Genomic DNA, 18,790 nt, shown 5'->3' with positions numbered 1-18,790 from the left:
GGGTTGGAGGGGGGTGCTGGGCGAGGCTTTAGGCGGTCACGCTGTAAGCCTGGTGGACGACGTCCTTCTGCTCGAGCTTGTGGATCGAGAGGGCCCCGACGGCGGGGCTGGAGGAGGCGTCGCGCCCGGCGTAGGCGATCTCGCGGCCGAAGAGCTTGCGGAGGCGGGGCTCGATGAAGTGCCACGCGCCCATGTTCTGCGACTCTTCCTGGCACCAGACGATCTGGTCGTATTGCTTCGGGTCGCCGACGATCGAGAGGAGCTTCTGCTCGTGGAGCGGGTAGATCTGCTCGATGCGGACGAGGGTGGTGTTCGTGTCGTTGGCGGCCTTCCGCTGGTCGTCGAGGTCGTAGTAGATCTTCCCGGTCGAGAGGACGAGGCGTTTCGGGGCCTTCGGACGGGCGAGGTCGGGGAGGATCTCCTCGAAGCGGCCCGCGCTGAGGTCGGCCAGGGCCGAGACGCACCGCTTGTCGCGCAGGAGGCCCTTCGGGGTCATGACGACGAGGGGCTTCCGGATCGGGTTCAACGCCTGCCGCCGGAGGAGGTGGAAGAAGTTGGCCGGGGTGGTGATGTTCGCCACGATGATGTTGTCCTCGGCGCAGGCCTGGAGGAAGCGTTCGAGGCGGGCGCTGGAGTGTTCCGGCCCCTGGCCGTCGTAGCCGTGGGGGAGGAGCATGACGATGTTCGACGTGATGCCCCACTTCGCCTCGGCGCTGACCAGATACTGGTCGATCATGATCTGGGCGCCGTTGGCGAAGTCGCCGAACTGCGCTTCCCAGAGGACGAGGACCTTCGGGTAGTCGAGGCTGTAGCCGTAGTCGAAGCCGAGGACGGCGTATTCCGAGAGCGGGCTGTTGTAGACGCAGAACGTCGCCTGGTTCTCGGAGATGTGCTTCAGCGGGATGTAGCGTTCGCGGGTCTCGACGTCGTAGACGGTCGAGTGGCGGTGGCTGAACGTGCCGCGGCGGCTGTCCTGGCCGGAGAGGCGGACGGGGTGGTTCTGGTCGACGAGGGTGCCGAAGGCGAGGGCCTCCGCCATCGCCCAGTCGAGGGGCTGCTTCCCCTCGATCATGGCGCGGCGGCCGTCGAGGACCTTCTGGATCTTCGCGTTGACCTTGTGGGTCGCCGGGATGGTGACGAGGGCGGTGCCGACGCGGGTGATCGTCGCCTCGGGGACCGAGGTCTCGACGGTGTTCGTGAGGAGCTCCGGGGTGCTGAGGGGCTTGCGGATCGCGGGGACGATGTCCTTCACGGTCAGCTTCGACTCGGTGAGGGCGGCGGAGAGCCGGTCCTCGAACTTCTTGATGTAGTCCTGGGCCTCGGCCTCGGTGATGTCGCCGCTCTTGATCAGCTCCTTCAGGTAGATGGCGCTGATGAGGTCGTGGCGCTGGATTTCCCCGTAGAGGGTCGGCTGGGTGAAGTTCGGCTCGTCGCCCTCGTTGTGGCCGTGGCGGCGGTAGCAGACGAGGTCGATGACGACGTCGCGCTGGAAACGCTGGCGGTATTCGAGGGCGAGCTCGGTGACGAAGACGGCGGAGAGCGGGTCGTCGCCGTTCACGTGGAAGACGGGGATGCCGAGGCCCTTCGCCATCGAGGTGCAGTACACCGTGGAACGGGAGTCCTGCGGGAGGGTGGTGAAGCCGATCTGGTTGTTGATGACGATGTGGAGGGTGCCGCCGGTGCGGTAGCCTTCCAGCTGGGACATGTTCAGCGTCTCGTAGACGACGCCCTGGCCTGCGAAGGCGGCGTCGCCGTGGATGAGGATCGGGAGGACCTTGCGGCGCTCGGTGGTGTCGTTCAGCAAGCGCTGGTAGGCGCGGGCCTTGCCCTGGACGACGGGGTCGACGGTCTCGAGGTGGCTCGGGTTCGGCGCGAGGGAGATGCCGACCTGCTCGCCCGAGGAGGTGGTCTGGACCGAGTCGAAGCCGAGGTGGTACTTCACGTCGCCGTCGCCCTGGACCTGCTGGGGGACGTAGTTGTCGGCGAAGGCGTCGAGGAGGAACTTGTAGTCCTTGCCGAGGATGTTGCAGAGGACGCTGAGGCGGCCGCGGTGGGCCATGCCCATGACGACCTGGGAGACGCCGTGCTGGGGGGAGGCCTCGATGATCGCGTCGAGCATCGGGATGAGGGTCTCGCCGCCCTCGAGGGAGAAGCGTTTCTGGCCGACGAAGCGGGTGTGGAGGAACGACTCGAAGCCCTCGGCGCGGAGGAGGTTGTTGAGGATGCGCTTCTTCTTGGCGTTGCCGTAGCTCGGCTTGCAATGGGTCGTCTCGAGGCGGTCCCGGAGCCAGCGGCGCTCGGGGAAGATCTGCATGTGCATGTACTCGACGCCGACGTTGCCGCAATAGGTCTCCTTCAGGAGGGCGAGGATCTCGCGGAGGGTCCGCTCGCCGCCGCCCGCGAGGGAGCCGGAGTCGAAGACGGTGTCGAGGTCGGCCTCGGTGAAGCGGAAGTTCTCGATGTCGAGGTCGGGGAAGGTCGTCTTGTTGAAGCCGAGCGGATCGAGGTTCGCGATGCGGTGACCGAGGATGCGGTAGGCGAAGAAGAGGTTGTAGACGCGGGCCTGCTTCAGGCGGGAGGCGGTGTCGCCCTCGGGGACGACGGGCTTGCCGGTGGAGGAGGCGGCGGGGGCGGCACCCTTGGCGCTCTTGGAGGGAAGGGTCTGGACGCCGAGCTCGAAGCCCTCGAAGAAGGAGCGCCACATGGGATCGACCAATTCGGGATCGATCTTCCACTGCTCGTAATATTCTTCGAGGAGGGCGGTGTGCTCGGGATTGCCGATATGGCCCCGGGCGTGGGCACCGTTGGTGCCATTCTTATTCAGGGAGCGCTCGAGGACAGGGGGGAGCGCCGCGGAGGAGGAGGTCTCACTCATATATAGTTAGGGGGGGCCAACCTATCCGTTTCCCTCTTATTTTCAAGCGTTTTCGCGTTTTCACTCATTAATGCTTAAGGAGATGAGCGATAAATAGGCTTTTAAAGTCCATATGATCTCCTATTAAGGAGATCATGACCTACATCGGCGTCGCCGACCTCAAGCAGTCGAAGAAGTTTTGGGAGACTCTGGCCCATGAAAAGGAGATCGTATTGACCCGGGACGGACGGCCCGGCGCGTTGATCCTCGAAATCCACCCCGAGAGCCTCGAGGCGACCCTGGCCGCCGTCCGCCGCGCCTTCTTCTCCGACGCCGTCGCCACGGCCCGGACGCGCCGGAGCTAACTCCCTCCCATGATCCCGACCGCCCATAAGGCGACGTTCCGCCGGATCGTCCCCCTCGTCCTCGACCTGCCCCTCCTCCTTTCGGGAATCGGCGTCGGACTGCCCGGCTGGCCGGGGGAGCCGCTCGCCCGGCGCATCGTCGATCTCCTGAGGGCGGGCCATATCCGCCTCGTCGCCGACGATCGGGTCCTGGCCCGCTACCGGTCGGGGCTGGCGCAGAGCGAGTTGCTGCCGCTGGAGAAGGAGCGGATCCTCCACTTCATCCTTCAAGACACCCTCCGGTGCGTCTCGACCGCGCAGGTGCCGACCCCCTCGACCGACGACGCGTGCTTCGCCGAAGTGGCGCTGACGACGGGGCATCCCCTGGTGGCGGCGGACTTCAGACGCTTCCCGGCAGAACGGTGCGGGGCGACGCCGGTCCTCTCGGCGATCCGATTCCTGGAGGAGTTCCACCGCCCGGCGAGCGGCGTGCGGAGCCAGCCGTAGGGGGAACGCGAAGGGAGCGGTGAACGCTCCTTCGGGACCGGGTACACACCCTGTACAGCTGGAGGCGATCCGCACGGGTTAGACGACGCAAGAGGGGCTTCGCCCCTCCTGGACCTCCCCATCTGATAGGCCTGAACTGTTCGGAGCGGTACTGCATTAGGCTGTCCGTTTCGGGTAGAGCATGTCCGCTAGTTCCCCTGTCCGCTTGAGAGGAACCACGCGTCCGAGTGCGGGCGGAGCCGGACGCAATATGCTAGACTAACGCAAATGAGCGACAGCCAGTCCGAGATGGACACCCTCCTAGGCGAAGCCCGAAAGCCCGAACCGGAAACCGAACCGCTGGCCGACGGGGCCGTCCTCTTCCGGGGCGGCGCACGCGCCGAGGCCCCCGCCCTCTTCGCCGCCGTCCAGGCCATCGCGGAGGCCGCCCCCTTCCGCCACATGACGACCCCGGGCGGGTTCGTCATGTCGATCGCGATCACGAATTGCGGCGACTTCGGCTGGACGAGCGACCGGCGCGGCTACCGCTACGCCCCCTGCGATCCCGGGACGGGGAAGCCGTGGCCCGCGATGCCCCCTTTCTTCCGCGCCCTCGCCGTCGGGGCCGCCGCGCGGGCGGGCTTCCCCGGCTTCGCGCCCGACTCGTGCCTCATCAACCGCTACGAGCCGGGCGCCCGCCTCTCCCTCCATCAGGACAAGGACGAGAAGCGGCTCGCCGCCCCCATCGTCTCGGTCTCCCTCGGCCTCCCCGCCCGGTTCCTCTTCGGCGGCCTGACGCGGCAGGAGAAGCCCCGCCGCTTCCGGTTGGAGAACGGCGACGTCGTCGTCTGGGGCGGCCCCGCCCGGATGGCGTTCCACGGCGTCGATCCGCTCGCCGGGGGGAATCACCCCTTGACGGGCCGGTGCCGGGTCAACCTCACCTTCCGGCAAGCTTCCTGACCCCGCGAGCCTGTGCTAAAATGGGATCATGAATCCCGCCCTCGCCCGCTCCCGGGCCTTCTGCGACTCCCTCGGCCTCCGCCTCCCCGTCTTCCTCGGCCCGATGGCCGGGGCCTGCCCTCCGGCGCTCTCCGTCGCCGTCGCCGAGGCCGGGGGCCTCGGCTCGTGCGGGGCGCTGCCGATGACGCCCGCGCAGATGAAGGAGTGGGCCTCCGCCGTACGCGCCGGGACGGACCAGCCGTTCCAGATCAATCTCTGGGTCCCCGATCCCGCGCCCCGGCGCGATCCGGCGCAGGAGGCCCGCGTCCGCCACTTCCTCTCCGCCAGCTGGAGCCCCGAGGTCCCGCCCGAGGCCGGGGACGCCCTCCCCCATCCCTTCGAGCCCCAGTGCGAGGCGATCCTCGACATCGCCCCCGCCGCCGCCTCGTCGGTGATGGGGCTCTTTCCCGAGTCCTTCGTCGCCCAGCTCAAGGCGAAGAAGATCCCGTGGATCGCCACCGTCTCGACCGTCGCCGAAGCGCGGCAGGCGGCGGCGGCGGGGGCCGACGCCCTCATCGTCCAGGGGGCCGAGGCGGGCGGCCACCGCGCCTCGTTCGACCCCGCGCCGCCCCGGGCCGAACGGGAACTCGTCGGCCTCTTCGCCCTCCTCCCCGCCGTCGCCGACGCGGTAAGGCTCCCCCTCGTCGCGGCGGGCGGGATCGCCGACGGGCGGGGCATCGCCGCCGCCCTGACGCTGGGGGCGAGCGCCGTCCAGATCGGGACCGGATTCCTCCGCAGCCCCGAGGCCGGGATCATTTCGAGCTGGGCCGACGCCCTCGCCCTCACGCCGCCCGAGGGAACCGTCGTCAGCCGCGTCTTCAGCGGACGGGCGGGCCGGAGCCTCGTCACCGATTACGTGAAGGCGGCGATCTCCGACCTCGGCCCGACGCCCGCCCCCTACCCCGTCCAGCGCGCCCTCACGGCGGCGATGCGGAAGACCGGAGAAGCCGCGAACGATTTTCATCGCGTCCAAGCGTGGGCCGGGCAGTCGGCGGCGCTGGCGCAGGCGGAACCGGCGGGGCAGATCGTCCGCCGTATCTGGGGCGAAGCAGAAACGCTGTTAAGCTAAATCGACTTCGGCTCCCCCCAGCCTGCGGATGCGTGATTCCTCCCAAGCGGACAGGGGAACTAGCGGACGATAGCTTCATCACGTTGTATCGCCTTAAGAGAAACAGTTTTCCAGTTCAGGCCTTATCAGAGGGGGAGGTGCAGGAGGGGGCCAACCCCTCTTGGATCTCGAAACGCCCGTCCGGCCTCCACCTGTTACAGGGTCTGTACCCCGTCCCGAAGGGCGCAACACACAACCTCGCGCCCCCTTCCTTCAGCTTGCCCCCCGAAGTGAAAGCGCTCTACCCTCCCTCCTACCATGAGCGCCCTCACCCAAAGCCCCGCCTGGAAAGCCCTGGCGTCCCACCACGCCACGATCGACAAGACCTCCATCCGCGACCTCTTCGCCGCCGATCCGGCCCGCTTCACGAAATTCTCCCGCCAGTTCGAGGAGATCCTCGTCGACTTCTCCAAGAACCGGATCACCGAGGAGACGCTCTCCCTCCTCGTCGCCCTGGCCGAGCAGGCCGACGTCCCGGCCTGGATCGGGAAGATGTTCTCCGGTGAAAAAATCAACGTCACCGAGGACCGCGCCGTCCTCCACATCGCCCTCCGCAACCGGAGCAAGACCCCGATCCTCGTCGACGGGAAGGACGTCGTCCCCGATGTCGAGGCCGTCCTCGCCCACATGGGCGAGTTCTCCGACGCCGTCCGCTCGGGCGCGTGGAAGGGCCACACCGGCAAGGCGATCACCGACGTCGTCAACATCGGCATCGGCGGCTCCGACCTCGGTCCCGTCATGGTCACCGAGGCGCTGAAGCCCTACTCGAAGCGCGACCTCAACGTCCACTTCGTCTCGAACGTCGACGGCACCCACATCGCCGAGACCCTCCGCAAGCTGAACCCCGAGACGGCGCTCTTCATCGTCGCCTCGAAGACCTTCACCACCCAGGAGACGTTGACCAACGCCCAGAGCGCGAAGGATTGGCTCCTCGCCAGCGCCGCCATCGGCGGGAACACCGCCGCCGTGGCGAAGCACTTCGTCGCCCTCTCGACGAACGAGAAGGAGGTGACGAAGTTCGGCATCGACGCGAAGAACATGTTCGGCTTCTGGGACTGGGTCGGCGGACGCTACTCGCTCTGGTCGGCGATCGGCCTCCCGATCTCGCTCTCCATCGGCCACGCGAACTTCCTCGACCTCCTCGCCGGGGCCCACGCCGTCGACAAGCACTTCCAGACCGCCCCGCTGAAGGAGAACATCCCGGCCCTCCTGGCGCTGATCGGCATCTGGTACAATAACTTCCACGGCGCGGAGACCCACGCGATCCTCCCCTACGACCAATACATGCACCGCTTCGCCGCCTACTTCCAGCAGGGCGACATGGAGAGCGACGGCAAGTCGGTCGACCGCCAGGGCCACCGCGTCGATTACTCGACCGGTCCCGTCCTCTGGGGCGAGCCGGGGACGAACGGCCAGCACGCCTTCTACCAGCTGATCCACCAGGGGACGAAGCTCGTCCCGTGCGACTTCATCGCCCCGATCGAGACCCACAACCCCCTCGGCGACCACCACCCGATCCTTCTCTCGAACTTCTTCGCCCAGACCGAGGCGCTGATGAAGGGGAAGACCGAGGCCGAGGTCCGCGCCGAGCTGGTGAAGGACGGTCTCTCGGGCGAGAAGCTCGAGGCCCTCATCCCCCACAAGGTCTTCACCGGGAACCGCCCGACGAACTCGATCCTGATCCAGAAGATCACCCCCCGCTCCCTCGGCAGCCTCATCGCCCTCTACGAGCACAAGATCTTCGTCCAGGGCATCGTCTGGAACATCAACTCCTACGACCAGTGGGGCGTCGAGCTCGGCAAGCAGCTCGCCAAGGCGATCCTTCCCGAACTGGCCGGATCGGCCCCCGTCACGAGCCACGACTCCTCGACGAACGGCCTGATCAACCATTACAAGGCGAAGCGGAAGTAAGCGCCCCCCCGTCCAAGCCCAGCCAAGCCAGCCCCGCCCTTCTCTCTTATGGGAAGGCGCGGGGTTTTTGCCTTGGCCGGTAACCTTTCCCCCCTTCCCGCGTCTTTCCGCCACTCGAATGAACGGAAAGCCGACCGAAAAAATGAAAGGAATAGGGCAAGGAAAGCCCGGCAAAGGGGTTTACGCCGCTTCCTTCCCCTCCTATAGTCCCCCGATGCCCCTTTCCCGCCGGAACTGCCGGAATACCCTGGCTTTCGTTTTCCTCCTGGCAGGCGCCCTGACCTCGTCCAGCCCCGCCGCCGACAGCGGGTCGCCTTCCGTGTCGGCTTCGACTTCGACTTCGACCTCGGCGGCCGCCGACACCGCGTCGGCCTCGGTCACCTCCGCTTCCCCGGCCAATGCCTCGGCCTCCCCTTCCGGCTCGACCGACGGCGTCAGCACCAGCGGAAGCACCTCCCTCGGCGAGAGCCAGCCGGCGCAATCGGCTTCGGGTTCGGGCTCCAGCGCAGCCGCCTCGGGTTCCGGTTCCGGTTCCGCCGGGCGCAGGAGCCACCGGGAATGGGCCACCAGCGACGTCGATACGAACACGGCGACGGCCAAGGCCGCCCTCCTCCCGGTCAACGGCCCCTCCCCCGCCACGCGGCAGGAGACGAAGTCGAGCGACGTCGCCGACCCGGTCCCCCCGCCCCCGGCGACCGACACCTTCGCCCCCGCCACACAGGCGGCGGCCACCGCCTCCCCCGTCGCCCAGGGCGGGCCGACTCCCCTCGCCCCCGGGGAGAAGCCGCTGACCCTCGCCGAGTGCTTCCGCCTCGCCGCGATCCGGAGCGACACGCTGAAGATCACCGCCCAGGACGTCCTCATCGCGAAGACCCAGTGGTCCCAGGCCGCCGCCGGGCTCTTCCCGACGGTGAGCCTCGTCAACAGCGAGTCGTTCCAGAACCAGGTGCGCAACGGGACCGCCGCCCGCCTCAGCGTCAGCGGGGCCGCGGGCCGCGACTACGGCTCCAGCACCGGAATCGGCGCCACGCAGACGATCTTCAACGGCGCCCAGAACTACAACGCCGTCGGCGCGGCGAGCCAGACCATCGAGGCGAAGCGGCAGACCCTCCGCTACGGCTACCAGACCCTCTACCAGGACACCGCCACCGCCTTCTACCAGATGCTGATCGACGCCGGGCAGGTCTCGATCCTCACCGACCTCGTCCACGACTTCGAGTCCCGCGTCACCGAGCTCCAGCGCCGCGTCCGCCTCGGCCGCTCCCGCCCCGCCGATCTCCTCCTCGCCCAGGCCGACCTCGCCTCGGGCCGCGTCTCCCTGGAGCAGGAGAAGGCCCTCCTCAACGTCGACCGTGAAATGATGGCCTTCCTCATCGGCATCCCCGCCGGGAAGATCTTCCTCCGGGACGAGGCCGCCCTCCCCACCGCCGCGAACATCGAGGCCTACCTCCGGGACATCAACTTCCGGCCCGACCTTCTTTCCCAGCTCGCCACGATCCGCGCGACGGAGCGGGACCTCTCCTCGGCGAAGGGCGCCCTCTGGCCGACGATCACCGGCGACTTCAACTGGACCCCCCTCAACGACCCGAAGAACACCCAGCAGTGGACGGCGACCTTCAACGTCAGCCTCCCCATCTTCGACGGCGGCCTCATCATCGGCCGGATCAACGAGCAGCGGGAACTCCTCCGCCAGAGCCAGTTCAGCCTGGAAAGCCTCCAGCGGACGGGCGACCAGCAGGTCCGCTCCGCCTACGCGAACTTCAACGGGAGCGCGGCGCAATACCTCCAGAACCGGCAATACGCCGAGCTCAGCGCGATGAACTACAACGCCCAGCTCGATGACTACCGCCACGGCGTCTCGGCGAACCTCGACGTCCTCACCGCCCTGCAGAGCTACCACTCGGCCCGGCAACAGCTCCACGTCGCCGACATGAACACGCGGCTGAACTTCATCAAGCTCCACGTCGCCGCCGGGAACGCCCCGACGGGAAGCGACGCCGTCACGACGGTGACCTCGGCCCCGATTCCCTCGGCGGGGAAGACGATGGCTCCGTAGGGCTGAGGGGGGGGACACGAAGGGGGCTGTGGGTGCCCTTCGGGACTGGGTACAGACCCTGTACAGGTGGATGTAATCCGCACGTGTTAGACGACGCAAGAGGGGCTTGCCTCCCGGCCATGCCAGTTAGTCTCCCCTGAGAACGAGTGTCGCTACCGCGACGGCATTCTGCCCCTCCTGGACCTCCCCGTCTGATAGGCCTGAACTGTTTTATCCGTACCGCATTAGGCCGTCCGCTTCGGGGAAAGAACGTCCGCTAGTTCCCCTGGCCGCTTGGGAGGAATCACGCGTCCGAGTGCGGGAGGAACAGCGGGTTTGAATAACAGGCCCTGGAAATCATTTCCTCCGGCTCCGGTATTTGTGTGGTAGCTTGGATACTTCCCTCCTCCATGAAACGTCTTTCCCTTTTCCGCACCGTCGTCCCCGCAGCATTCGCGCTCGCCCTCGCCACCCTCTTCTCCTCGTGCGCCTCGGTCAGCGTCGATACCCATACCTCCCATGAGACCGACCGGATGCCGAAGAAGGTCTACGTCGCGCTCTTCGAGACCGACGGGGCCGACTTCCGCGTCGACCGGGACAAGATCGAGCTCGCCGAATTCAAGCGGGAGCTTCAGGTGATGCTGCAGAAGGGGATCACCACCGACCTCTCCCGCCGCCTGATCCCCGCCGTCGCCGCCGGGAAGGACCAGTCGTTCGCGACCTCCGAGAACGCCTGGCTGATCCGGGGCAAGTTCACCCGCATCCACCAGGGCAGCCGCGCCCTCCGCGGCACGATCGGCTTCGGCCTGGGCCGGACCCGGTACGAGACCCGCGTCTCCGTCTACGACCTCAGCAAGGGGACCGCGACCCCCTTCCTCACCTTCTCCACCATAGGCGGCAGCGGCGCGGAGCCCGGCGCCGTCACCGCCATCGCGACCGATCCCCTCACCATCGTCATCGAGGCGGCCGCGGGCGGCGCGGGCGGCATCGCCCACGGGTTGACCGAGGACACCGCCCGCACCGCGCGGGAGATCACCGCCGAGCTCTCCGACTACATGTACCAGAACCGCTGGATCTCCGAGGACAAGTGGATCGAGCCGAAGGCGCTGCGGAAGTAGGCCCCGTCCCCCTCAACGCCGGGATTGCCATGCGCGGGTCTTTTTCCCTATAAAGACCCTTCCCATGTCCCTGATCGTCCAAAAATATGGCGGCACCTCCGTCGGCAACGCCGAGCGGATCAAGAACGTCGCCGCCCGCGTCGCCCGTTGGCACCGGGACGGCCACCAGATCGTCGTCGTCGTCTCCGCCATGTCGGGCGTCACCGACGGGCTGCTGAAGCTGGCCCGCGAGGTCGCCCCCGAGCCCGCCGAGCGCGAGATCGACATGCTCCTCTCGACCGGGGAGCAGACCACCATCGCCCTCACCGCCATGGCCCTCCACGCGGCGGGCGTCCCCGCCGTCTCCCTCACGGGAGCCCAGGCCGGGATCGTCACCGACGGCCTCCACACGAAGGCGAAGATCGCCAACATCACCCCGAAGAAGGTCCGCCAGCACCTCGACGCCGGGGCGGTCGTCATCGTCGCCGGCTTCCAGGGGCAGAACGAGGAGGGGAGCATCACCACCCTCGGCCGCGGCGGTTCCGACCTCACCGCCATCGCCCTCGCCGCCGCGCTGAAGGCCGACCTCTGCCAGATCTACACCGACGTCGACGGCGTCTACACCGCCGACCCCCGCCTCGTCCCGAACGCGCGCAAGATCGACGTCCTCTCCTACGACGAGATGCTCGAGATGGCCGCCCTCGGCTCGAAGGTCATGCAGGCCCGCTCGGTCGAGTTCGCGAAGAAATTCAACGTCCCCTTCGAAGTCCGCTCCAGCTTCAGCGAGATCGGCAGCAACGTCCCCGGCACCCTCATCAAGGAAGAAATGAAATCCATGGAACAAGTCGTCGTCCGCGGCGTCAGCCTCGAAAAGAACCAAGCCAAGGTCACCGTCTCCGGCGTCCCCGACCAGCCCGGCGTCGCCGCGAAGCTCTTCACCGCCCTCGCCGAGGGCCACGTGAACATCGACGTCATCGTCCAGAACGTCTCCAACCAGGGCGCGACCGACATCACCTTCACCCTCCACAAGGACGACCTCCCGAAGGCCCGCAAGGTGGCCGAGCCCCTCGTCGCCGCCCTCGGCGCGAAGAACTTCACCGCGCAGGAAGGGATCAGCAAGCTCTCCATCGTCGGCATCGGGATGCGCTCCCACAGCGGCGTCGCGGCGTCGCTCTTCCGCGCCCTCTCCGGCGCGGGGGTCAACGTCCAGATGATCTCGACCAGCGAGATCAAGATCTCCGTCGTCATCGACGAGGCGGGCGGCCCCGCGGCGGCCCAGGCCGTCCACGACGCCTTCGAGCTCGGCGCGGTGAAGTAGTCGAGGGATTTCCCGTGAACGAGAAAGCCAGCCCCTATGGCTCGTGGGTCGGCTTTCTCGACCACTCGCGGGCCGTCCGCGCCCTCTCCCGACTCCTCTCGCTTCGCGCGGTCGTCGATGCCCTCCTCGGGGCGACCGCCCGGGAACGGCGTTCCCCCCGCAGGGGACTTCGCTATCGCATTTCCGACTGGAACGGGTGGCTCGCCCACGAGGAATGGAAGGCCGGGGCGAAGCTCCAGCGCCTCGCCGGCGAGACTGAAATCGAGACCCTCGTCGATCTCGGGGCCAACGCCGGGTTCTTCTCCCTCGCCGTCCTCGACACCCTCGCGCCCCGCCTTTCGCACGCCCTTCTCGTCGAGGCCAACCGCGCGCTGATCCCCCGGCTGGAACGCCTCGTCGAAGCGAACAGCCTGAACCAGGTCCGCGTCGTCTGGGGCGCCGTCGGGACGGGCCTCCCCGCCGGATCGCCAGTCGCATTCGCCGTCGAGCCCGCCCACCTCGGTTCCCACCTCGAGGCCGTCGCCTCGTCGACCGTGGGGGCCGCTCCCGAACGCCGCATCGAAGTCCCGGCCGTCAGCGCCCTCGAAGCCTGGACCGCCCTCGCCGGGGACCGCGCCATCGATCTCCTGAAGATCGACATCGAAGGGGCCGAATACACCCTGTTGAAGACCGAAAACACCTTGTTGCGCCAGGCCCGGCGCATCCTCATCGAATGGCATCACGCCGTCGCGCCCCGCGCCGAGGGGGAGAAAGTCCTCGCGGCGGAAGGCTTCGAGCTTCGGGAACTTTTTTTCGACCGGCCCCTGATCTCCCAGGCGCTCTACGTGAAGCGTCCCTGACGCGCCCTCCCTTCCCCCCGTCGACGACGCGGGCGCGGCCCCCTGCCATCGTCGCGGGGTCATGATCCTTCGCTGGCCCACCTCGAGCACCGCCGGAAGCTGCGGCACCTGCTGCCTCGCCGCGCCGTGCCTGATGACGTTGAAGTACGACGACGTGAACCGTTGCGAGGACGACGCCTTCAACGTCTACCTGAAGTGGAAGGACGAGAGCGGCGATTCCCAGCAGCGTTTCATCGCCCTCCTCGACATGGTCTCGAGCCCCGCCGGGTGCTGCGGCACCGACGCGTCGGGCAATCCCTGCCCGGAGACGATCCGGGAGATCCCCCTCACCGTCGCCCTCGCCGAGGTCGGCCCCTGCTGCGAGATCGAGCTGAGCCTCGAATTCGACCACGCCAACTGCTGCAACACCTACGCCGTCTTCACCCTCACCGGTCCCGGCGGCGAGGTCACCTCGAACGCCTTCGACAGCGGCGGCCTCGACCAGACCTTCGACATCCGGGACATCTGCAACCCCGCCCCATGATCGCCATCCCGCTCTCGTCCATCCATTCGCGCGCCGCGAAACGTCCCCCCGGCTATGTGGCCGACCTCCTCGCCCACGGCACCGTGCAGGGGGACGATGTGGTTTTCGACGACGAGGTCTACGCGACCCTCGCGGCCAAGTATCGCACGAGCCCGGGCCTCGCCCAGACCGCGCTGAATGCGGTGAAGGCCTCGGCCCGCTTCGCGGCCTCCGGTTTCCAGAAGGCCAGCCAGCCGACCTACCTCGCGAGGCAGGCCCTCTGCCGCGCCTGCCCCGAGTGGGACGACACAGGCCACGCGGGGCTGGGGCGCTGCCGGAAATGCGGGTGCAGCGGGATCAAGCTGACCTGGGCGTCGGAGCGGTGCCCGCTGGGGAAGTGGGAGAAGGAAGCGGGACCGGCCTAGTCCCGGAGGTCGACATCGGTCTCGACGGAGAGGCCGGGGACGAGGCGCTTCTCGTAGCCGCGGATCGAGTCGGGATCGAAGACGATCTTCACCGGGACGCGCTGGACGATCTTGGTGAAGTTGCCCGTCGCGTTCTCGGGCGGGAGGAGGGCGAAGGTCGAGCCCGAGCCGGGCGAAAGGCTGTCGATCCGGCCGGTGAAGACGTGGCCGGGAACGGCGTCGATCTTGATGGCGACCCGCTGCCCCTCGCGGAGGCGGCCGACCTGGGTCTCCTTGTAATTGGCGACGATCCAGACGTCCTGCACCACCGACATGAGGACGGTCCCCGCCGCGATCCGGTTCCCGATCTGGACGGTCTTGTTCCCGACGATCCCCGCCGTCGGCGCGGCGAGGGTGCAGTAGCCGAGCTGATTGTTCATGTCGTCGAGGGTCGCCTTCGCGACGAGCATCGCCGCCTTCGTCTGGTCGTACTCCTGGACGGAGAGGGCGCCGGTTCCCTTGAGCTGCTCGACGCGGGCGAAGTCGGCATTGGCCTTCTCGAAGTCGGCCTTCGCCTTGTCGACGCCGACCTGGAAATCGCGCGGGTCGAGGCGGACGAGGGTCTGGCCGTCCTTCACCGCGTCGTTGTCGTCGACGGCGACCTCGGCGACCGTCCCGGGAACGCGGGCGCTGATCGCGTGGACGTGGCCGGTCGTGTAGGCGTCGTCGGTCACCTCGTGGCGGCCGGCGTGGATCAGATAGAGAACGAGGCCCGCCGCGAGGAGGAGGCCCCCGCCTCCGAGGAGGAGGTGCTTCCGGGTCGGCTTCCGCGAGACGGGCGTCTCGGCAGGAATGCGGGGAGGAACGGCGTGCCCGTTCAGGGGGACGGTGGGGGCGAGGGTGGACATAAGATAGGGGGGTTAGGAGTTCACTTGGCTCAGCGCGGCATCGATGCCCGCCTCGAGGATCGCGTCGGAGGCCTTCGGATCGGTCTCGGTCCGGGCCAGCTGGAGGGCGCCGACCAGGGTGGCGACGATTCCCGTCGCCTTCTTCTTCCGCGCCGCTGGGGAAAGGGCGGAAGGCAGGACCTCCTCGATGAGGCCGATCATCCGTCCGATCCGCGTGGCGAAGTCCTCGCGGTTCGCCTTCGGGCGGCGGGCGAAATCGCCGACGAGGGCGGCCATCGCGCACCCCCCGTCGAGCCGGTCCCGGTGCTCGGGCCGGAGGTAGCTGCGGATCAGTTCCTCGACACTCTTCCCCTCCTCCCGCCCCTTGCGGAGGCGGCTTTGGGAAAAAGCGGAGGCGACGGCCTCCTTCACCAATTCCTCCTTCGACTTGAAGTGGCTGTAGAAGCCGCCGTGGGTCAGCCCGGCCCGCTTCATCACGTCGGCGACGCCGATGCCGTCGATCCCCTCGCGGCGAAAGGCGGCGGAGGCGACCTCGACGATCTTCTTCCGCGTCTCTTCCTTGTGTCCTTTGTCGTAGCGCATAATTTTATTGAATTATGATCATCATATTATATGTTGGTCATCATGCAATCTCTTTTTTCGGAAAAAAGAAACGGGAGCGCGAGGTGAGCGCCGCCCCTTCTTCGGTGATCGCCTCCATGTCGGACCGGAGGAAGCTGACCCTCTTCGCCCTCATGGCGATCGGGCAGTTCATGGCCCTCCTCGACACCCAGATCGTCGCCGCCTCGATCTCCGACATCCAGGCGGGCCTCGCCGCCGCCCCGGACGAGAGTTCCTGGATCCAGACGGCCTACCTCATCGGGGAGATCGTCATGATCCCCCTCTCCGGCTGGCTCTCCCGCGCCTTCTCGACCCGCTGGCTCTTCACCGCCTCGGCGGCGGCCTTCACCCTCTCCAGCGTGCTGTGCGGCTTCGCCTGGAGCATCCACTCGATGATCGCCGCCCGGGCCCTCCAGGGCTTCGTCGGCGGGGCGATGATTCCGACGGTCTTCGCCACCGGCTTCGCCCTCTTCGAGGGGAAGAAGCGGGCCCTCATCCCCGCGACCCTCGGCCTCCTCAGCAGCCTCGCCCCGACCCTCGGGCCGACCCTCGGCGGCTGGATCACCGACACCCTCTCCTGGCGCTGGCTCTTCTTCGTGAACATCGTCCCCGGCCTCGTCATCACCTTCACCATCCCCTTCTTCGAGGCGATCGACGAGCCGGAACCCTCCCTCCTGAAGAAGTTCGACCTCATCGGCCTCCTCCTCCTCGCCCTCTTCCTCGGCAGCCTCCAATACGTACTGGAGGAGGGTTACCGCTGGAACTGGCTCGACGACGGGACGATCCGGGCCTGGGCCGCCGTCTCCCTCGTCTCCGGCGTCGCCTTCGTCTGGCGGTCCCTCCGCCACCCCAGCCCGATCGTCGATTTCCGGGCGCTGAAAAGCCGGACCTTCGCCGTCGCTTCCCTCTTCATCTTCGTCACCGGGTTCGGCCTCTTCGGCGGCATCTATGTCCTTCCCCTCTTCCTCGCCCGCGTCGCCGGGTTCGATGCCCGGCAGATCGGCGAGGCCGTCTTCGTCGCCGGGCTCTCCCAGATCCTCATCGCCCCCCTCGTCGCCCGGCTCTCCCAAAGGGCCGACCCCCGGGCGATGCTCGCCGCCGGCTTCCTCCTCTTCGCCCTCGGCCTCTGGATGACCACCTACGTCACCCCCCAATGGCAGAGCGGGGAATTCTTCTGGCCCCAGATCGTCCGGGGGCTCGCCATCCTCCTCTGCATCGTCCCGGCGACGAACATGGCCCTCGGCTCCCTCGCGCCCGCCCACCTGAAGATGGGGAGCGCCCTCTTCAACACCATGCGGAACCTCGGCGGAGCGATCGGCATCGCCTGCATCAACACCTGGATCAACGACCGGACGAACCTCCACTGGCACCGCCTCGCCGAGAACCTCCGCGCCGGGGACCCCAAAGTCCAGACCTCCCTCCAGGGTATCGCCGACCGGATCGGCACCACTCCGGGCGATCCCCACACCCTCGCCATCCTCGCCCGGACCGTCCGCCAGCAGGCCGTCACGATGGCCTTCGCCGACGTATTCTGGCTCATCGCCGTCCTCTTTTTCGGGGCCCTGATCCTGATTCCTCTCTTGAAACGGACCCAGGCCCCCTCGGCGGAGGCCGCGAAGGAAGCCCATTAAAAACACCTTTTCACACCGGTGCCGTAAGATTTCCGTTGCTTTCCCCCAAAAGCGTGCAAATGTTCCTCCATCCGATCCATCGCTTCGTTCTGAAGCCAAGTAGTGGTGTCCCAGGTTTTCCCTGCTCGCTTCCAAAGGTATTCTGCGTTTTACACGCTCTTCAATCGATGTGAGGTCGTAACCTCTAAAATAAAAGCAGTATGAAATTATACGTAGGAAACCTTTCCTTCCAGACCAGCGAACACGACTTGAAGGAACTCTTCTCGCAGTACGGCAACGTCAACGATGTCCATCTCATCATGGATCGTGAGACGCAGCGCTCCCGCGGCTTCGGGTTCGTCACCCTCGGCAGCGCCCAGGAGGGCCAGGCCGCCATCGACGCCCTCCACGGCAAGTCGATCGACGGTCGCAACCTGACCGTCAACGAAGCCAAGCCCATGGAACCGCGTCGCGATTCCCGTGGTGGTGGCGGCGGCGGCGGCGGTGGCCGCGGTCGTTACTAAGGATTCGCTAATTCTTTAGCGTCTTCCCAAAACCCCCGGAGGTGACTCCGGGGGTTTTTCGTTTTCGGGGGGGCACGGAGGAAAGGGGTAGCGAAGGGGGGCGGTGAATGCTCCTTCGGGACCGGGCAGAGACCCTGTACAGCTGGAGGCGATCCGCACGTGTTAGACGACGCAAGAGGGGCTTCGCCCCTCCTGGACTTACCTCCTGGCCCTGCAAGTTAGTTTCCCCTGACGAACGAGTGTCGCTAACGCGACGGCAGTCCCCGTCTGATAGGCCTGAACTATTCTAGCCGTACCGCATTAGGCCGTCCGCTTCGGGTAGAAAGGGTCCGCTAGTTCCCTTGTCCGCTTGGGAGGAACGACGGCTTCCAAAAGCTCTTAGAGAGAGAGAGAGAGAGAGAGAGAGAGAGATCCCCTGCCCCGAAGGGCTTCCCTTTCCTCTCTACGGCAAGGTCTCGGCCATCGGCGGCGGCCGTTGCTGCAGGAATGAGGGCAGGGGCTCACTGTCGACGAGGCGGAGCACCTCGATCCGCCGCGCTTCGAGGATTGCGGAGACTTTCGTCCGCTGGAGGGTGTCGAGCTTTAGTTCCGTGGCCAGCAGCTCGAGCACGGGGCGGTAGACGACCATGCTGAGGACGGCGAACTCCGGCGGCGGGCCGAGGCGGCAGGCGTCAGGATTGCCGTTGGGGCCGAAGGGGGCCTGACGGATCGCCTCGATCGCCCGCGCCTGGCTGGCCTCGAAGGCTTTCTTCTGGTCGGCGCTCAGGAGGGCGACGATCTGCCCGTGGTACTTCGCCCGGATCGTCTCGACCTTTTTCTGATAGGCCTCGATCTCCTCGATCTCGGCCCGGGTGGGGGCGAATTCGTGGAAGAAGGGAAACGGGGCCGGAGGCGGGGCGTTCCGGTGCTCGTTCCACAGGATCAGCGAAAGGCCGAGGGCGAGGAAGGCCGCCGCCCCGGAGAGGATGCCGAAGTATTCTTTCATGATCTCGCTCCCTCGCCCCGCCCTAGAGGGTCCGCAGGGCGATCCACTGCCCCTGCTGGTATTGGAGCCAGAGGGCTTCCCGTTTGTGGCCGGTCTCGATCCGCGCCAAAGCGAGGAGGCCGTAGGCGACGCAGAGCATCACCGCGACGCCGCCGAAGGCCATGTTCCGCACCTGCCGCTGCCGCCGCTCGCGGGCCGCCGCGCGGATCACCCCCGCGGCGAAGTCGGGCGGGAGCGCTTCCGCGGCCCGCGCCCTCAAATCGTTC

At 67.2% G+C, this 18,790-nt stretch carries 18 protein-coding genes; 13 read left to right on the top strand and 5 right to left on the bottom strand.

What is annotated here, in order from left to right; genetic code table 11:
• Nucleotides 1-28: 28 nt before the first annotated feature.
• The gene (locus tag BLU04_RS07885) at nucleotides 29-2,875 is read right to left on the bottom strand and encodes a 2-oxoglutarate dehydrogenase E1 component (RefSeq protein WP_093284364.1); all 2,847 of its coding nucleotides are present in this window, start codon (nucleotides 2,873-2,875) and stop codon (nucleotides 29-31) included.
• Between the two features lie 134 nt (nucleotides 2,876-3,009).
• On the opposite strand from BLU04_RS07885, the gene BLU04_RS07880 reads away from it, so the two are divergent.
• The 11 genes from BLU04_RS07880 to BLU04_RS07830 all read left to right on the top strand — a co-directional run bounded on the left by BLU04_RS07880 (nucleotide 3,010) and on the right by BLU04_RS07830 (nucleotide 13,918).
• Nucleotides 3,010-3,219 (top strand): hypothetical protein, encoded by a 210-nt coding sequence (locus BLU04_RS07880; RefSeq protein ID WP_093284361.1) that lies wholly within the window; start codon nucleotides 3,010-3,012, stop codon nucleotides 3,217-3,219.
• A 9-nt stretch (nucleotides 3,220-3,228) separates the two neighbouring features.
• Nucleotides 3,229-3,705, top strand: coding sequence for a hypothetical protein (locus BLU04_RS07875; protein WP_093284359.1), 477 nt, complete (start codon nucleotides 3,229-3,231; stop codon nucleotides 3,703-3,705).
• A gap of 288 nt (nucleotides 3,706-3,993) precedes the next feature.
• A complete protein-coding gene (alkB, locus tag BLU04_RS07870) occupies nucleotides 3,994-4,644 on the top strand; it encodes a DNA oxidative demethylase AlkB (protein WP_093288535.1) in 651 nt (216 codons plus the stop codon).
• 28 nt (nucleotides 4,645-4,672) lie between these two features.
• Entirely contained in the window at nucleotides 4,673-5,752 is a 1,080-nt protein-coding gene (locus tag BLU04_RS07865; protein WP_093284356.1) for a nitronate monooxygenase, read from the top strand.
• 297 nt (nucleotides 5,753-6,049) lie between these two features.
• Complete coding sequence (pgi, locus tag BLU04_RS07860; RefSeq protein WP_093284353.1) at nucleotides 6,050-7,702, top strand: glucose-6-phosphate isomerase; 1,653 nt, start codon at nucleotides 6,050-6,052, stop codon at nucleotides 7,700-7,702.
• 214 nt (nucleotides 7,703-7,916) lie between these two features.
• Entirely contained in the window at nucleotides 7,917-9,758 is a 1,842-nt protein-coding gene (locus tag BLU04_RS07855) for a TolC family protein (RefSeq protein WP_162274659.1), read from the top strand.
• 389 nt (nucleotides 9,759-10,147) lie between these two features.
• A complete protein-coding gene (locus BLU04_RS07850) occupies nucleotides 10,148-10,855 on the top strand; it encodes a DUF4410 domain-containing protein (RefSeq protein WP_093284348.1) in 708 nt (235 codons plus the stop codon).
• Between the two features lie 64 nt (nucleotides 10,856-10,919).
• A complete protein-coding gene (locus BLU04_RS07845; protein ID WP_093284346.1) occupies nucleotides 10,920-12,152 on the top strand; it encodes an aspartate kinase in 1,233 nt (410 codons plus the stop codon).
• Between the two features lie 14 nt (nucleotides 12,153-12,166).
• Nucleotides 12,167-12,991: an FkbM family methyltransferase gene (locus BLU04_RS07840; RefSeq protein WP_093284343.1), complete on the top strand. Its 825-nt coding sequence runs from the start codon at nucleotides 12,167-12,169 to the stop codon at nucleotides 12,989-12,991.
• A 61-nt stretch (nucleotides 12,992-13,052) separates the two neighbouring features.
• Complete coding sequence (locus tag BLU04_RS07835; protein ID WP_093284341.1) at nucleotides 13,053-13,514, top strand: hypothetical protein; 462 nt, start codon at nucleotides 13,053-13,055, stop codon at nucleotides 13,512-13,514.
• Nucleotides 13,511-13,918, top strand: a complete 408-nt coding sequence (locus BLU04_RS07830) for a hypothetical protein (RefSeq protein WP_093284338.1) — start codon at nucleotides 13,511-13,513, stop codon at nucleotides 13,916-13,918. Before BLU04_RS07835 ends, BLU04_RS07830 begins: the two co-directional genes overlap by 4 nt.
• Here the strand turns inward: BLU04_RS07830 and BLU04_RS07825 are convergent.
• Both BLU04_RS07825 and BLU04_RS07820 read right to left on the bottom strand, forming a co-directional pair.
• Nucleotides 13,915-14,805, bottom strand: coding sequence for an HlyD family secretion protein (locus tag BLU04_RS07825; protein WP_093284336.1), 891 nt, complete (start codon nucleotides 14,803-14,805; stop codon nucleotides 13,915-13,917). The two genes, BLU04_RS07830 and BLU04_RS07825, sit on opposite strands and share 4 nt — an antisense overlap.
• 12 nt (nucleotides 14,806-14,817) lie before the next feature.
• Nucleotides 14,818-15,387 (bottom strand): TetR/AcrR family transcriptional regulator, encoded by a 570-nt coding sequence (locus BLU04_RS07820; protein ID WP_093284333.1) that lies wholly within the window; start codon nucleotides 15,385-15,387, stop codon nucleotides 14,818-14,820.
• 83 nt (nucleotides 15,388-15,470) lie between these two features.
• On the opposite strand from BLU04_RS07820, the gene BLU04_RS07815 reads away from it, so the two are divergent.
• Nucleotides 15,471-17,036: a DHA2 family efflux MFS transporter permease subunit gene (locus BLU04_RS07815; protein ID WP_197672922.1), complete on the top strand. Its 1,566-nt coding sequence runs from the start codon at nucleotides 15,471-15,473 to the stop codon at nucleotides 17,034-17,036.
• Nucleotides 17,037-17,236: 200 nt separating this feature from the next.
• Nucleotides 17,237-17,539 (top strand): RNA-binding protein, encoded by a 303-nt coding sequence (locus BLU04_RS07810; RefSeq protein ID WP_197672921.1) that lies wholly within the window; start codon nucleotides 17,237-17,239, stop codon nucleotides 17,537-17,539.
• A gap of 442 nt (nucleotides 17,540-17,981) precedes the next feature.
• Here BLU04_RS07810 and BLU04_RS07805 read toward each other — a convergent pair whose 3' ends face one another.
• Together BLU04_RS07805 and BLU04_RS07800 are read right to left on the bottom strand one after the other, a co-directional pair.
• The gene (locus BLU04_RS07805) at nucleotides 17,982-18,524 is read right to left on the bottom strand and encodes a hypothetical protein (protein ID WP_093284328.1); all 543 of its coding nucleotides are present in this window, start codon (nucleotides 18,522-18,524) and stop codon (nucleotides 17,982-17,984) included.
• A 22-nt stretch (nucleotides 18,525-18,546) separates the two neighbouring features.
• On the bottom strand, nucleotides 18,547-18,783 hold the full coding sequence (locus tag BLU04_RS07800; protein WP_093284325.1) for a hypothetical protein: 237 nt from the start codon (nucleotides 18,781-18,783) through the stop codon (nucleotides 18,547-18,549).
• Nucleotides 18,784-18,790 lie beyond the last annotated feature (7 nt).

The organism is Verrucomicrobium sp. GAS474 (genome assembly GCF_900105685.1).
Lineage (GTDB): Bacteria > Verrucomicrobiota > Verrucomicrobiia > Methylacidiphilales > GAS474 > GAS474.
The sequence above is the reverse complement of the archived record's forward strand: the minus strand, read 5'-3'. Positions and strand labels throughout refer to the sequence as shown.

What these genes read in the sequence shown, in the direction of transcription:
- BLU04_RS07885 (WP_093284364.1), bottom strand. Translation starts at nt 2,875, where the DNA reads ATGAGTGAGACCTCCTCCTCCGCGGCGCTCCCCCCTGTCCTCGAGCGC.
- BLU04_RS07880 (WP_093284361.1), top strand. Translation starts at nt 3,010, where the DNA reads ATGACCTACATCGGCGTCGCCGACCTCAAGCAGTCGAAGAAGTTTTGG.
- BLU04_RS07875 (WP_093284359.1), top strand. Translation starts at nt 3,229, where the DNA reads ATGATCCCGACCGCCCATAAGGCGACGTTCCGCCGGATCGTCCCCCTC.
- alkB (WP_093288535.1), top strand. Translation starts at nt 3,994, where the DNA reads ATGGACACCCTCCTAGGCGAAGCCCGAAAGCCCGAACCGGAAACCGAA.
- BLU04_RS07865 (WP_093284356.1), top strand. Translation starts at nt 4,673, where the DNA reads ATGAATCCCGCCCTCGCCCGCTCCCGGGCCTTCTGCGACTCCCTCGGC.
- pgi (WP_093284353.1), top strand. Translation starts at nt 6,050, where the DNA reads ATGAGCGCCCTCACCCAAAGCCCCGCCTGGAAAGCCCTGGCGTCCCAC.
- BLU04_RS07855 (WP_162274659.1), top strand. Translation starts at nt 7,917, where the DNA reads ATGCCCCTTTCCCGCCGGAACTGCCGGAATACCCTGGCTTTCGTTTTC.
- BLU04_RS07850 (WP_093284348.1), top strand. Translation starts at nt 10,148, where the DNA reads ATGAAACGTCTTTCCCTTTTCCGCACCGTCGTCCCCGCAGCATTCGCG.
- BLU04_RS07845 (WP_093284346.1), top strand. Translation starts at nt 10,920, where the DNA reads ATGTCCCTGATCGTCCAAAAATATGGCGGCACCTCCGTCGGCAACGCC.
- BLU04_RS07835 (WP_093284341.1), top strand. Translation starts at nt 13,053, where the DNA reads ATGATCCTTCGCTGGCCCACCTCGAGCACCGCCGGAAGCTGCGGCACC.
- BLU04_RS07830 (WP_093284338.1), top strand. Translation starts at nt 13,511, where the DNA reads ATGATCGCCATCCCGCTCTCGTCCATCCATTCGCGCGCCGCGAAACGT.
- BLU04_RS07825 (WP_093284336.1), bottom strand. Translation starts at nt 14,805, where the DNA reads ATGTCCACCCTCGCCCCCACCGTCCCCCTGAACGGGCACGCCGTTCCT.
- BLU04_RS07820 (WP_093284333.1), bottom strand. Translation starts at nt 15,387, where the DNA reads ATGCGCTACGACAAAGGACACAAGGAAGAGACGCGGAAGAAGATCGTC.
- BLU04_RS07810 (WP_197672921.1), top strand. Translation starts at nt 17,237, where the DNA reads ATGAAATTATACGTAGGAAACCTTTCCTTCCAGACCAGCGAACACGAC.
- BLU04_RS07805 (WP_093284328.1), bottom strand. Translation starts at nt 18,524, where the DNA reads ATGAAAGAATACTTCGGCATCCTCTCCGGGGCGGCGGCCTTCCTCGCC.